Annotated in this window: 15 protein-coding genes; 6 read left to right on the top strand and 9 right to left on the bottom strand. The window is 68.0% G+C overall.

Annotated elements, in window-relative coordinates:
- Positions 1-2 precede the first annotated feature (2 nt).
- Both GOY17_RS13590 and GOY17_RS13585 read right to left on the bottom strand, forming a co-directional pair.
- A complete protein-coding gene (locus GOY17_RS13590; RefSeq protein WP_157030801.1) occupies positions 3-1,304 on the bottom strand; it encodes an ExeA family protein in 1,302 nt (433 codons plus the stop codon).
- A 78-nt stretch (positions 1,305-1,382) separates the two neighbouring features.
- Complete coding sequence (locus GOY17_RS13585; RefSeq protein ID WP_115844781.1) at positions 1,383-2,312, bottom strand: DMT family transporter; 930 nt, start codon at positions 2,310-2,312, stop codon at positions 1,383-1,385.
- A gap of 182 nt (positions 2,313-2,494) precedes the next feature.
- On the opposite strand from GOY17_RS13585, the gene GOY17_RS13580 reads away from it, so the two are divergent.
- The 4 genes from GOY17_RS13580 to GOY17_RS13565 all read left to right on the top strand — a co-directional run bounded on the left by GOY17_RS13580 (position 2,495) and on the right by GOY17_RS13565 (position 6,979).
- The gene (locus GOY17_RS13580) at positions 2,495-4,942 is read left to right on the top strand and encodes a TonB-dependent receptor plug domain-containing protein (RefSeq protein ID WP_157030800.1); all 2,448 of its coding nucleotides are present in this window, start codon (positions 2,495-2,497) and stop codon (positions 4,940-4,942) included.
- 176 nt (positions 4,943-5,118) lie between these two features.
- Positions 5,119-5,451 (top strand): TfoX/Sxy family protein, encoded by a 333-nt coding sequence (locus GOY17_RS13575; RefSeq protein ID WP_157030799.1) that lies wholly within the window; start codon positions 5,119-5,121, stop codon positions 5,449-5,451.
- A gap of 500 nt (positions 5,452-5,951) precedes the next feature.
- Complete coding sequence (locus GOY17_RS13570) at positions 5,952-6,542, top strand: YceI family protein (protein ID WP_157030798.1); 591 nt, start codon at positions 5,952-5,954, stop codon at positions 6,540-6,542.
- Between the two features lie 68 nt (positions 6,543-6,610).
- A complete protein-coding gene (locus tag GOY17_RS13565) occupies positions 6,611-6,979 on the top strand; it encodes a DUF1428 domain-containing protein (RefSeq protein ID WP_157030797.1) in 369 nt (122 codons plus the stop codon).
- Here the strand turns inward: GOY17_RS13565 and GOY17_RS13560 are convergent.
- The 7 genes from GOY17_RS13560 to GOY17_RS13530 form a co-directional block, all read right to left on the bottom strand.
- A complete protein-coding gene (locus GOY17_RS13560; protein ID WP_157031733.1) occupies positions 6,948-8,276 on the bottom strand; it encodes an RNA polymerase sigma factor in 1,329 nt (442 codons plus the stop codon). The two genes, GOY17_RS13565 and GOY17_RS13560, sit on opposite strands and share 32 nt — an antisense overlap.
- Before the next feature lie 356 nt (positions 8,277-8,632).
- Entirely contained in the window at positions 8,633-9,166 is a 534-nt protein-coding gene (locus GOY17_RS13555; protein ID WP_157030796.1) for an SRPBCC family protein, read from the bottom strand.
- Between the two features lie 10 nt (positions 9,167-9,176).
- On the bottom strand, positions 9,177-9,602 hold the full coding sequence (locus GOY17_RS13550; RefSeq protein ID WP_157030795.1) for a YciI family protein: 426 nt from the start codon (positions 9,600-9,602) through the stop codon (positions 9,177-9,179).
- A 32-nt stretch (positions 9,603-9,634) separates the two neighbouring features.
- On the bottom strand, positions 9,635-10,039 hold the full coding sequence (locus tag GOY17_RS13545) for a VOC family protein (RefSeq protein WP_157030794.1): 405 nt from the start codon (positions 10,037-10,039) through the stop codon (positions 9,635-9,637).
- A gap of 51 nt (positions 10,040-10,090) precedes the next feature.
- Complete coding sequence (locus tag GOY17_RS13540) at positions 10,091-10,501, bottom strand: VOC family protein (RefSeq protein WP_157030793.1); 411 nt, start codon at positions 10,499-10,501, stop codon at positions 10,091-10,093.
- Between the two features lie 30 nt (positions 10,502-10,531).
- Entirely contained in the window at positions 10,532-10,960 is a 429-nt protein-coding gene (locus GOY17_RS13535) for a YciI family protein (protein WP_157030792.1), read from the bottom strand.
- A 114-nt stretch (positions 10,961-11,074) separates the two neighbouring features.
- Positions 11,075-11,962, bottom strand: coding sequence for a LysR substrate-binding domain-containing protein (locus tag GOY17_RS13530; RefSeq protein ID WP_157030791.1), 888 nt, complete (start codon positions 11,960-11,962; stop codon positions 11,075-11,077).
- Between the two features lie 114 nt (positions 11,963-12,076).
- Here GOY17_RS13530 and GOY17_RS13525 point away from each other — a divergent pair, with 114 nt between their 5' ends.
- Complete coding sequence (locus GOY17_RS13525) at positions 12,077-12,523, top strand: cupin domain-containing protein (RefSeq protein ID WP_157030790.1); 447 nt, start codon at positions 12,077-12,079, stop codon at positions 12,521-12,523.
- 51 nt (positions 12,524-12,574) lie between these two features.
- Positions 12,575-13,474 (top strand): DMT family transporter, encoded by a 900-nt coding sequence (locus GOY17_RS13520; RefSeq protein WP_157030789.1) that lies wholly within the window; start codon positions 12,575-12,577, stop codon positions 13,472-13,474.
- Positions 13,475-13,487: the final 13 nt, after the last annotated feature.

Genomic DNA, 13,487 nt, shown 5'->3' with positions numbered 1-13,487 from the left:
CGTCACTGCGCTCCCGTATCGGATTCAAGCGCGGCGGTTCGAACCGGCGCCCCGTGCGCGGCCAGCGCCATCAGCGTGGCCGGGCCGACCACGCCATCGGCGGCGAGGCCCGCATCGCGCTGGAAACGCCGGACGGCCTCCTGCATCGCGGCATCGAATACCGCCGGCGCGCCGGACGTCGTCAGGTAGGCGGGATGCAGGCGCCGCGAAATCCATTCGACCACCGCGCCGCTCGCGCCGGGCTTCAGCGGCGCGTCGCGCAACGCGGCGGCGAAGGCTTCCGCGTCGAGTTGCGCGACATCGGGCTTCGCAACGGGCGAAACGACCGCCGGCTTCGTCACGACCACCGGCTTCGTCGGCGCAACCGGCGTCGTCGCGGGCTTCGCCTGTACCGGCGCGCGCGGCCACCACCATGCGGCCATGCCCATCGACGCCAGCAACAGCGCGGCCACCGGTACCGCGAAGAGCCACCGTCGCGTGCGGCGCACCCGGGCGGGCAGCACTTCGGCGGCGGCGCGATCCACCCAGCGCGCATCCAGCATCGGCACGTCGTGCGCGAAGCCGGCGAGCAGACTGCGTTCGGCGATCACGTTGATCAACCGCGGCACGCCGCCGGAATGCACGTGGATGCGCTTCACCGCCGATGCATCGAACGGAAAGCGCGTGCCGCCGGCGACGCGGTAGCGATGGCGCAGGTATTCGCCGGTTTCCGACGCGTCCAGCGGCGTCAGGTGGAAGCGCGCGGTGATGCGCTGCGCGAGCTGGCGCATGTCCTCGCGCGCGAGCATCGCGCGCAGTTCCGGCTGCGCCAGCAGCACGATCTGCAGCAGCTTCTGCGTCGGTGTTTCCAGGTTGGTGAGCAGGCGCACCTGTTCCAGCGCTTCGACCGACAGGTTCTGCGCCTCGTCGATCACCAGCACCACGCGCAGGCCCTGCGCGTAGGCATCCAGCAGGTAGGCATTGAGCGCGTCGACCAGCGCCTTCGTGCTGCCGCGCCGGCCTTCCAGGTCGATGTGCAGTTCTTCGCAGATCGATTCGAGCAGTTCGACGGGCGTGACGCGCGGGTTGAGCACCAGCGCGACGCGCGTGTTTTCGGGCACCTGTTCCAGCAGCAGGCGGCACAGCGTCGTCTTGCCCGTGCCCACCTCGCCTGTCAGCTGCACGAAGCCGCCGCCGCCGCCCTGCGTGATCCCGAACAGCAGGTGCGCCAGCGCATCGCGATGGCGTTCGCTGAGGAAGACGAAGCGCGGGTCCGGCGTGATCGAGAACGGGGGCTCGATCAGGCCGTAGTGCTCCAGGTACATGGGCGACGGTCTGGCGGCGTTGGCGTCAGGGTAAGCGAGAAACGGCCCGGCGCGGTCGCCGCCGGCCGCAACCCCGCGTCAGCTTTTGGCTTCCGCCGTACCCAGCAGCTCCGGATCGACGCGATGCGGCCGTCCCAGCAGCGGATGGATGAACACGGCGGCGAGGATGATGACCACGCCGACGTAGAACAGCGTGGTCAGTTCGCGCTGTTCGCCCAGCAGCAGCGCGGCGAGGACGATCGCGTACACCGGTTCCAGGTTCACCGCCAGTTGCTGCGCGAAGGCGCTCATGTGGCGCAGCGCCACCAGCGACAGACTGAACGGGAGCAGCGTGCAGGCCAGCGCCAGGCCCAGCAGCAGCCAGGCGTCGTGCGCCGACGGCGTCACCAGCAGCGGGCCGGCGAACGCCGGAAACACCAGCGGCATCAGCGGCGCGAGCAGGCTCAGCGTGAGCACGCCCGCGCCGAGTTCGAGCGCGGTGACGGTCAGCGGATCGCCGTGTTCGACCATGCGCTTGTTGAGCGAGCCGAAGATCGCCACCAGCAGCGCCGACACCGCGCCCACCGCGATGCCCGCGCGCATGCCCGCGGGCACGCCGCCGACCACCATCGCCACGCCGGGCAGCACCATCAGGCCGAGCGCGAGTTCGCGCTTGGAAAACCGCGTGCGCGTCAGCCACGGTTCGATCATCGCCACGAACACCGTGCCGAGCGCCATGCAGGTCGCGCCGACCGAGGCGTTCGAGAGCTTGATCGCGCCGTAGAAGGTGAGCCAGTGCAGCGCGACCAGCGCACCGATGCCGGCGTAGGCGAGCATCGTGCGGCCTGACATCGCGCGCAGCCCGCGCCAGACGCGCGGCACCAGCGCGAGCGCCGCGACCACCAGCAACATGCGCCACCACACCAGCGGCAGCGCGGGCAGGGTGATCAGCTTGCCCAGGATCGCCGTGAAGCCCCACAGCAGCACGCAGAAATGGATTTGCAGGTGGGCCTTGCGGGTCGGGGTCATGCGGGGCGATGCGCGGCGGGACGGGTGCGCATTGTCGCCGCAGTGGCGGGGGCGGTGTGCTTCCCAAGGCGGCTGTCGAAACCGGACGGGCGGCACGGTATTTGCCGAGTCAGGCGAAACCCCTAGCAAATTCTTAACAACCCGTTTTAGGCTGGGGCCATCCGCCACCGCAGGGAGTGCCCATGAGCCAGCACCGCAGCCGTCTGTTCACCGCAGTCACGACCGCCCTCTGGCTTGGAGGCGGGCTGCTGGTCAGCGCCGCGGCCGCCGCGCAGCAGGCGCCGCCAGTCACCGGCGAGCCCCAGACTCCGGCCGAGGAGCGCGCGGAGGACGCCCGCGCCAAGACGCTCGACACCGTCTCCGTGCTGGGTTCGCGCCGCATCCAGCGCTCGTCCGATACCGCCTCGATGTCTCCGGTCGACGTGCTGCCGATGGACCAGGCGGTCGAGGAAGGCGCGCAGTTCGACCTTGCGCAGACGCTGCAGTACGCCTCGCCCTCTTTCACCTCGACGCGCCAGACCGGCGCCGACGGCGCGGACCTGATCGACGGCGCCGCGCTGCGCGGCCTGGGCTCCGACCAGACGCTGGTGCTGGTCAACGGCAAGCGCCGCCACACCGTGTCGCTGGTGAACATCTACGGCGCGCGCAACCGCGGCAACACCGGCACCGACCTCAACTCGCTCCCGCTCATGGCGATCGACGCGGTCGAAGTGCTGCGCGACGGTGCCGCGGCCCAATACGGCTCCGACGCGATCGCCGGCGTCATGAACATCTCGCTCAAGCGCAGCAAGGGCTGCGAGGCCGTCGCCGGCTATGGCGAATACACCCGCGGCGACGGCGAGAACTGGCTCGCCACCGCCTACTGCGGCGCGGAGCTCGCCACCGGCGGCATGTTCGCCGTCACCGGCGAATGGCAGGACCGCGGCCGCTCCGACCGCTCCGTGCCCAAGGGCAGCCCGCGCATCATCGGCGACTCGGAGGTGACCAACCGCACCGTCTACCTCAACGGCGATTCGCCGCTGGGCGAGGCCGCCGAGGTCTACTTCACCGCCGGCATGCAGTCGCGCGATGCGTCTTCGGCCGCGTTCGCGCGCGAAGGCATCGGCTCGGAAGACATCCCGTCGCGCAATTCGGCCGCGATGTACCCGGACGGCTTCGTGCCCTTCATCGACGGCGTGCTCGAAGACCGCTACGGCATCCTCGGCCTGCGCGGCGACGTGTCGCAGTGGCACTGGGACCTGTCGCACACCTACGGCTACAACGAGCTGCGCTACACGATCAACGGCACGCTCAACGCCTCGCTGGCGAACCTCGACCTGCTGAACGGCGGCGCGGGCATCAGCCCGACCAGCTTCGACGCGGGCGGTTTCTCGTTCCAGCAGAAGACCAGCAACTTCGACGTCTCGCGCTATTTCGACAGCGCGCTGGCCGGCGTCAACGTCGCCTTCGGCCTGGAGCAGCGCGAAGAGCGCTACCGCATCCGCGAGGGCGAGGAAGGCTCGTACCTGGACTACGACGGCGCAGGCGAGGGCGGCAATCCGGGCAGCCAGGGCTTCCCGGGCTTCCAGCCGGGCGACGTCACCGACAAGTCGCGCGACAGCACCGCCGGTTACGTCGACGTGGAAGTGAACTTCACCGACCGCTTCATGATGGATTACGCGGTGCGCTACGAGGACTACAGCGACTTCGGCAGCACGCTCGACGGCAAGATCGCCGCCGGCTTCCGCGCCACCGACACCGTGATGCTGCGCGGTTCGGTCAGCACCGGCTTCCGCGCGCCGTCGCTGCAGCAGAAGTATTTCTCCTCCACGATCACCGATTTCATCAGCGGCGAGCCGGTGGACGTGGTGATCGCCTCCAACGACAGCGAACTGGCCGCCCTTGCCGGCGTGCCGAACCTCACCGAGGAAACCTCGGAGAGCGCCACGCTGGGCCTGACGTGGACGCCGCGCGACAACGTGTCGCTGACGCTGGACCTGTACCGCATCGACATCGACGACCGCGTCGTGCTCAGCGGCGACTTCGACACCAGCGACCCGGCGATCGGGCCGATCCTGGAAGCGATGGACGTCGGCCTGGCGCGCTTCTTCTTCAACGCGGTGGACACCAAGACCGAAGGCGCGGACCTCACCGTCACCTACGACTTCGACTGGGCCGACGCGAAGTGGAGCACCTACCTCGGCGCGAACTGGAACAAGACCGAAGTCACGCGCGTGAACACGCCGCCGGCGCTGGCCGGACGCGAGGACACGCTGTTGCCCGAACGCGACCGCCTCTTCATCGAGAACGGCGCGCCGCGCAGCAAGGCGGTGCTCGGCGTGGACTACACGCGCGGTTCGTGGTCGGCCAGCGCGAAGGGCATCTACTTCGGCGAGCAGGAGCTGGGCACGTTCTCCGGCACCGAAGCGGGCGTGCCGAACCAGCATTACGCGAGCAAGGCCTCGGCCGACGTGAGCGTCACCTACGCCTTCGCCGAGAACACCAAGCTCACCGTGGGCGGCTCGAACGTGTTCGATACCTTCCCGACGAAGCAGAACCCCGACGAGACCGACAACGGCCACATCTACGAGAGCGTGCAGTTCGGCCTGAACGGCGCCGCGTGGTACGTGCGGTTGTGGCACAAGTTCTGATGGGAGTTTGAGCGCCGTGCAAGCCCTTCTCCCACGTGCGGGAGGGAGCTTGCAGCAACCCATCCCGCCTGCGGGAGAGGCCCTCGCAGTAACCCCCTCTCCCGCTTGCGGGAGAGGGTAGGGGTGAGGGCGAGGTGCCCGCGACGTTCCGCTCGTACTGCCATCGCCGACCACGCATGACCAACGCCTTCCTCGCCCACGTCCACGACCTGCTCGATCCCCTCGGTGCGGTCTCCACGCGCGCGATGTTCGGCGGACACGGCGTGTACCTGGAGGGCGAACTGATCGGCGTGGTGATGGGCGAGGCGCTGTACCTCAAGGTCGACACCGAAACCCGCCTGCACTTCGAAGCCGCCGGCTGCGAGCCGTACGTGTATCTGGGCCAGGCGGAGCCGATCACGCTGAGCTACTGGTCGGTTCCCGAATCGGCGATGGATTCGGCCGAGGCGATGCGGCCGTGGGCGGAACTGGCGCGCGCGGCGGCGCATCGGGCGGGGCGGGGGCGGTAACCTCCTCCGTCATCCCGGCGAAAGCTGGAGTCCATTTGGGCTTTTCCGCATGCATTGCGGAAAGCAACACCGCAGCGCTGCGCGGCAGCAACGGGTCACCGCCACCTCTCCGTTGCCCCTCACCCCAACCCCTCTCCCGATGGGAGAGGGGCTTCAACCGTCATCCCGGCGAAAGCCGGGATCCAGGCCTGTAACGCACGGGCACTCCGGTCGCGGCGAACCACCTCACCGTCATTCCAGCGAAAGCGGGAATCCATTTGGCTTTTCTGCGCGCGGCCGACGAAGCAACAGCGCAGCGCTGTGGGACAGCGGTCGGCCCCCGGTTCCTCTCCGTTGCCCCTCACCCCAACCCCTCTCCCTATGGGAGAGGGGCTTCAACCGTCATCCCGGCGAAAGCCGGGACTCAGGCTCGCAGCCTCATCGGAATGTCGATTTCCGACCTCCCCATTCGTCGAACCCATGAAGGCCGCAAAGCGCGGCCACCTTTGACGAGGAATCGCATGTCCACCCGCAAGCCGTTTCCGCAGCTCCTGCTCGCCGCCGCGCTGTCGCTGTCCGCCGCCGCCACCGTCGCCGCACCGGCCGTGTACGAGATCGATCCGGCGCACACGTTTCCCAGTTTCGAAGCCGACCACATGGGCATTTCCGTGTGGCGCGGCAAGTTCGATCGCAGCAGCGGCGAGATCACGCTCGATCGCGAGAAGCAGACCGGCAGCGTGAACGTCGTCATCGACACCGCCAGCGTCGACTACGGCCTGGACGCGATGAACACCGAAGCGCGCAAGGACACGCTGCTGGACACGACGAAGTTCCCGCAGGCCACCTACAAGGGCACGCTCGCGGATTTCCGCGACGGCGCGCCGACGCGCGTGAAGGGCGAGCTGACGCTGCACGGCGTGACCAGGCCCGTGGACCTGACGATCAGGCGGTTCAAGTGCATTCCGCATCCGCTGAACAAGCGCGAGCTCTGCGGCGCCGATGCCTACGGCGATTTCCAGCGCGATGCGTTCGGCATCGACGCCGGTAAGGATTACGGCTTCGACATGACCGTGTCGCTGCGCATCCAGGTCGAGGCGACGCGCAAGCCCTGATTTTCCGTGCCGCTAACACCGCTTCCCCCAAGCTGCGGCTTCCCGCCGCGACACCACAGGAGTGAACGATGGCTTTCTACGTCGATGGATTCGTACTGCCCGTCCCGCGCGACAAGGTGGACGACTACAAGAAGCTCGCACGCATGGCCGGCAAGATCTGGCTGGAGTACGGCGCGCTGGAATACCACGAGTGCCTCGCCGACGACGTGCAGCCCGGCAAGGTCACCTCCTTCCCGCAGGCGGTGAAGCTCAAGCCGGATGAAGTCGTGGTCTTCTCGTGGATCGTCTACAAGTCGCGCAGGCAGCGCGACAAGATCAATGCGCAGGTGATGAAGGATCCGCGCCTGGCCGGCATGGATCCCAAGTCGCTGCCGTTCGACGGCAAGCGCATGTTCTGGGGCGGCTTCAAGCCGATCGTTTCGATGACGGCGGAATAACCACGTCGTTCGCGCCGGCCGCCGCCTCGCACTCGGCGGCGCGCCGGCGCAACAGCGCCTGTTCGCGTGCATTGCGCGTCATCTGCGCGGCGCGCTCGAACGCATCGCGTGCCTCGCTCCAGCGTTCGAGCTTCTTCAGAAGATCGCCGCGCACGGCCGGCAGCAGGTGATAGTCCTTCAACGCCGGCTCGTCGGTCAGCGCATCGACCACCGCGAGGCCCGATTCGGGACCGAACAGCATCGACAAGGCCACCGCGCGATTGAGCTCGATCACTGGCGAAGGCGTGATGCGCGCGAGCGCGCCATACAGGCCGACGATCGCGGCCCAGTCGGTTTCGTCTGCCGTGACCGCACGCGCGTGGCACGCGGCGATCGCGGCCTGCAACGTGTACGGGCCGCCGGGCGTCGTACCGCGCGCGGCGCTCTGCTTCTGCGCGCGATCGAGCGCCGCCAGCCCGCGATGGATCAGCAACTGGTCCCACCGCGCGCGGTTCTGTTCCAGCAGCAGCACCGGCTCGCCGTCGGGCGCGACGCGCGCGGCCGAACGCGACGCCTGGATTTCCATCAGCGCGACGAGGCCGTGCACTTCCGGCTCGTTCGGCATCAGCTCCGCAAGCATGCGTCCGAGGCGCAGCGCGTCCTCGCACAGGCCCGGGCGCATCCAGTCGTCGCCCGCGGTGGCCGCATAGCCTTCGTTGAAGATCAGGTAGATCACCGCGAGCACCGACGCCAAACGCTCGTTGAGCTCGTCGCCGCGCGGCATTTCGTACGGCACCTGCTTCTCGGCCAGCGTGCGCTTGGCACGCACGATGCGCTGGGCGATGGTGGGTTCCGGCACGAGGAAGGCGCGCGCGATCTCGTCGGTGGTGAGGCCGCCGAGCAGGCGCAGCGTCAGCGCGACCTGTGCGTGCGTGGGCAGCACCGGATGGCAGGCGGTGAAGACCAGCCGCAGCAGGTCGTCGTTGAACGGGTTGTCGAGCGCGTCCAGGTGCGCGTCGTCCGCGTGCGCCTGTTCGTCTTCGAGTTCGCGCGCGATCTCCTCGTGCTTGCGCTGCTGCAGCTTGCTGCGGCGCAGGCGGTCGATCGCGCGATGCTTGGCGGTGGCCATGAGCCACGCGCCGGGCTGGTCGGGCACGCCGCTTTCCGGCCATTTTTCCAGCGCCGCGACGAGCGCGTCCTGGGCCAGTTCCTCGGCCAGCCCCACGTCGCGCAGCATGCGCGCGAGCGAGGCGATGAGCCGGGCGGATTCGATGCGCCATACAGCATCGATGGTGCGATGGATGTCGGTCGCCGTCATGGCGACGGATGAGAGCATCGCGGGCTGTGCGGTGCAAGTGCGGAGAGTGTGTTTTGCGGCGGGGTGTGTGCCGAGGCGCGGAGGGGGTTGTCGGGGTTAAGGAAATGTCATTCAGGTGATCGGCGCGAGCGCGTCATGAGTAACGTCATCCCGGCGGAAGCCGGGACCCAGACCCGTATCGTTTTGACGCCGGCGTTCGCGAAGCGAATCCACTCCGATGTCCTCGAAGAGCAGCAGCGCAGCGCTGTGCGGCTAGCGTTGTTCACCCTATTCGCTCCGTTACCCCTCACCCCAACCCCTCTCAGCTCTGCACTCCCTTCGGTCGCCGACGGGAGAGGGGCTAAGAGCAACGGCACTCACCCCTGCTCAGCCAGCTTCTTCAGATTCGCCAACCCGCGCTCGAAGTCCTTGCCGACCATGCGGTCCATGCTGAATACCAATGACATCACCTTGCCGATGTAAGGCTGCGGACCGTGCATCGCCCAGGTGACGCGGCTTGCATTGGTTCCTTCGGGGACGATCACGAACTCCGCCGTGTTGTGCGCTTCCATCGGGCGCGTGAAGTCGAGCTTGATGCCGACCTTCGACGCGGGCACCGACTCGACGATCTCCATGCGCCCCGCGCCGGCCTTCGAGTTTCCATCCCACGTATACACCGCGCCGGTGCCGCACTGCGCGCCGGCGATCTCGCGCTTCATCGCCGGATCCAGCGTCTCGAACGGCGACCATGCGCGCCAGCGATTGAAATCGTTGACCTGTTCGAACACGCGCTGCGGTGGCGCGTTGACGACGATGCTGCGCTCGATGCGGAACGTGTCTGGTCGCGTCGCGGCGAATACCAGCACGGCCACGATGGCCACCAGCACGATGAGTCCGATGATCTTCCACATGCGCGCGTCCTCAGTTCTTCGGCCGTTGGGTGGATTGCTGCATCTGTTCGAAGCCGGCCGCCGCTTCCTGCACGTCGGCGGGGAAATCGTCGAACTCCTGCACCTGGCGGATCTCGATGACCTCGTTCTCCGAACCCGGGCAACGCGACGCCCACGCGATGGCGTCCTCGCGCGATTTCACCTGGATCATCCAGTAGCCGCCGAGCACTTCCTTCGCCTCGGCGAAGGGGCCGTCGGTGACATGCGGGCGGCCGCCCTCGAAGCTCACGCGCGCGCCCATCGAGGGCGGGTGCAGGCCGTCCAGCGCGAGCAGTACGCCCGCCTTCTGCAGCGACTCGTTGTATTTCATCATCGCCGCGACGCGGTCGGCAGGCGGCATCGTGCCTGGCGTCGCGTCTTCGTAGCCCTTGGGGATCATCAGCATCATGAAACGCATGGTCGTCTCTCCTGTTCGATGGATGCGTGGAATCAGGCCTGGTCCGGCATGCCGCTCATGTGCACGAATTCCCAGTGATTTCCGTCGAGGTCCTCGAACGCGCGCGAGTACATGAAGCCCATGTCCTGCGGATCGCCGCCCGACTTCGCGCCAGCCTTCACCGCCTTTGAATGGATATCGTCGACCGCTTCGCGGCTGTCCAGCGAAAGGCAGTTGATCGCGCCGACGACCTGGCGTGTATCGGCGACGGGCTTTTTCACGAACGAGCCGAAGAACTCGCGCGTGAGCAGCATCACGTGGATGGTGTCGTCGACGACCATGCAGGCGGCCTTGTCGTCGGTGAACTGCGGGTTGTTCGTGTAACCGATCGCTTCGTAGAAGGCCTTGGCCTTCGGAAGGTCATGGCAGGGGAGGTTGACGAAGATCTGGGTCGACATGGTCTGTTCCTGTGTGGTGTTCTGTAGGTTCGAAACGGGGGCGCGAGCGGCTCATTTCTTCTCGCAGTTCACCATCCACGACACGCCGAAGCGGTCGACGAACATGCCGAATCGCGCGGCCCAGAACGTGGCGCCGAGCGGCATGATCACGTGGCCGCCTTCGCTCATCGCGGCGAACACGCGTTCGGCTTCGCTTGCCGAGTCGACATTGAGGGCAATCGAAACGCCCTTGATGCCTTCGTACGGATGCTCGGGCACCGAGTCCGAGCCCATGATCGCCTGGTCGCCAACGACCAGCCGCGCGTGCATGATCCGGTCGCGATGCGATGCGGGCACGTGGTCGCAGGCGGGCGTGTCGCCGAAGCGGCTCAGCTGCTCGAGCGTTCCGCCCAGGCACTGGTGGTAGAAGCGGAACGCGGCTTCGCACTGGTCGTCGAAGGACAGGTAGGCGTTGATCTTCATCGTGGTGGTTTCCTGATGTTGGATCGGCGATTACTGGGCGCGCGCGTCGATCTGCGCGCGGATGCGTTCGCCCTGCGCCTTGAGTTCCGGCGTGACTTCACCGCCGCAGGCGTGGCCTTCGTAGACCTGGCGGATTTCGATCTGGCTCGGGCCGCAGCCGGGATTCGGACAGCGCTTCACCCATTCGATCGCTTCCTGCAGCGACGCCGTCTGGAACAGCCAGTAACCGGCGATGAGTTCCTTCGATTCGGTGAAGGGGCCGTCGATCACGCTGCGACGATCGCCGTCGAAACGAACGCGCGCGCCGTGCGAGCTGGCGTACAGCCCCGCGGCGTCGAGCAGCACGCCGGCCTTGGCCAGCTGCTCGTTGTAGTGGCCCATCTGCTCGATCAGTTCGGCGCTCGGCGGCGCGCCGGCTTCGCTTTCCGGCGTGGCATGGACGATCACCATGAATTTCATTGTCGTGTCTCCGTTTTGGCGCGCCGTTTTGCGCGCATCTGTGGAGACGACGAAGGGACGCGGGGTAAATCGACACGGTCCCGGAAATTTTTTTCGGCGCCCTGCGCCCGGTCGTTATCCGTCCCGCGCCGTATCCAGCAACCAGTCCAGGAACGCCTGCGCCGCCGGCCGCAGGCGCCGGTGCGCCGGATACACCGCGTAGTAGCCCCACCGCGCCGGCATCGACGGCACGGGCAGTCGCACCAGCTCGCCGCCTTGCAGGTACGGCACGGCGATCCACGACCGCGCCAGTGCGATGCCGAGCCCCGCGGCGGCGGCCTTCATGGCGTCGGTGGTGTCGCTGAAGGTGTAGCGCTCCTCGAACTTCGCGCCATGCACGTGCGCCGCGCGGAACCAGTCGTGCCAGCCTTGGCGGGCGTGGTCGGCGATCAGCGGATGCCGCGTGAGGTCGGCCGCGCAGGCGATCCCGGCCGCCGCGGCGTAGTCGGGTGAGGTGACCGGGAACAGCGCTTCGTCCATCAGGAAATGCGCCGTCAGCCCCGGCCAGTGGCCCGGCCCGTGGCGGATGCCCAGGTCCGGGCCGCCGTCGTCGAAGCGGGTGAGGGCGATCTCGGTGTCCACGCTCAGCGCGATGCCCGGGTGCGCCTGCGTGAAGGTCGGCAACCGCGGCAGCAGCCAGGTGTAGGTCAGCGAGTGCAGCGTGGTGATGCGCACGCGGCCTTCGTCATCGCGTGCCCCGCGCAGGCTGCGCAGCACGCCATCCACGTCGGCCAGCGCGGTGCCGGCGGCGTCGGCGAGCTGGCGGCCTTCGGCGGTGAGCGAGACCCCGCGCGCGTGGCGCTGGAACAACGCCACGCCCAGGCGCGATTCCAGCTTGCGCACGTGGTGGCTGACCGCGCTCGCGGTGAGGTGCAGTTCCTCCGCGGCGTGGGCGAAATTCTGGTGCCGCGCCGCCGATTCGAACGCCGTGAGGGCCGGGAGCCAGTCCGCGCGAAGGGCCATGCGAGCCTCAAATTTGATTTGTGTCTGCCTTCGAAAGTATGCGCTTGTAAGGCCTTGTGGCGTAACGACAATGACGGTTCGGGCTGAGCCACACTCTTGATCGCGGAGCAACGCATGGATCGTTCCAACGACACCGGGCCACAGGACGTCCCGAACGACGCTCCGTTCGAGGCGCCGGCCCCCGCACCTCCGGCGATGCAGGCCTGGGCCATCGACGCCGTGCCGGCGCTGCAGGTCGGCGAAGGCTGCACGCGTCGCGACCTGCCCGCCGGCCCCGGCGTGCGCGTGTGGGTGGTCGACATGGCGCCGGGCGCGCAGTGGCCGGTGCTGGATCACCACGAGACCGGCGAGTCGTACTACGTCATCGCCGGCGAAGTGATCGAAGGGCAGGCGCGTTTCGGCCCCGGCACGTACGTGTACTTCGCGCCGGACAGCCGTCATCGCCCGCATACCGAAACCGGCGTGCGGCTCATCGGCATGAACCTGGGCTACTCGGCGTTCCTTGCGGCCGGCGGCAGCCCCGAATCGATCACGCACTGCTACCACCCCACACAGGGCTGATGCCCGCAGGACCTGGCCCTGCGCCACACTTCCTCCCCCACGAGGCTTGCGATGAACACCGCCGTGACCGCACCCGCACTACCCGACGCCCGCGAAGGCGGTTGGCTGACGCCGCTGGAACTCGCGCTGCTGGGCGCGATCTGGGGCGCCTCGTTCCTCTTCATGCGCGTGGCGGCGAAGGACTTCGGCGCGATGCCGCTGGTCGAACTGCGACTGGGGCTCGGCTCGCTGGTGCTGCTGCCGTTCCTGCTGCGCGCGCGTTCGCAATTCCCGCTGAAGCTGTGGCCGAAGCTGGCGATCATCGGCGCGATCAATTCGGCCGCGCCGTTCATGCTCTTCGCGTGGGCCGCGCAGCGTGCGCCGGCCGGCATCGGCGCCATTTCGAACGCGATGACCGTTCTGTTCACCGCGCTGGTCGGCGCGCTGTTCTTCCACGAGAAGATCGGCGCGCGCCGCGCCATCGCGCTGGTGATCGGCTTCGCGGGCGTGGTCGTGCTGGCGAGCGACAAGACCGCCGGTGGCGATCAGGTCGGCTGGGCGGTGGCCGCGGGCGCCACGGCGTCGTTCCTGTACGGCATCGGCATCAACCTGGTGCGCCGCCATCTGACCGGCCTTCCGCCGGCGGCCGTGGCCTCGGCGACGCTCGGCGCCGCGGCGCTGCTGACGCTGCCGTTCGCGCTCGCGACGTGGCCGACGCATGCGATTCCCGCGAAGTCGTGGTTCTCGGTCGGCATGCTCGGCGTGGTCTGCACGGGCCTGGCGTTCGTCATGTACTACCGCCTGATCGCGCGCATCGGCGCGAGCCGCGCCTCCACGGTGACGTACCTGATCCCGGTGTTCGGCGTCGCGTGGGCGTGGTTGCTGCTCGACGAGCCGCTGACGATCAAGATGGGCATTGCCGGCGCGATGATCCTGGGCAGCGTGGCCTTCAGTCAGCGCGCTTCGAAGTGACGGCGCGAAGCCG

The sequence above is a fragment of the Lysobacter soli genome (assembly GCF_009755585.1).
Taxonomy (GTDB): Bacteria; Pseudomonadota; Gammaproteobacteria; order Xanthomonadales; family Xanthomonadaceae; genus Lysobacter_J; species Lysobacter_J soli.
The sequence above is the reverse complement of the archived record's forward strand: the minus strand, read 5'-3'. Positions and strand labels throughout refer to the sequence as shown.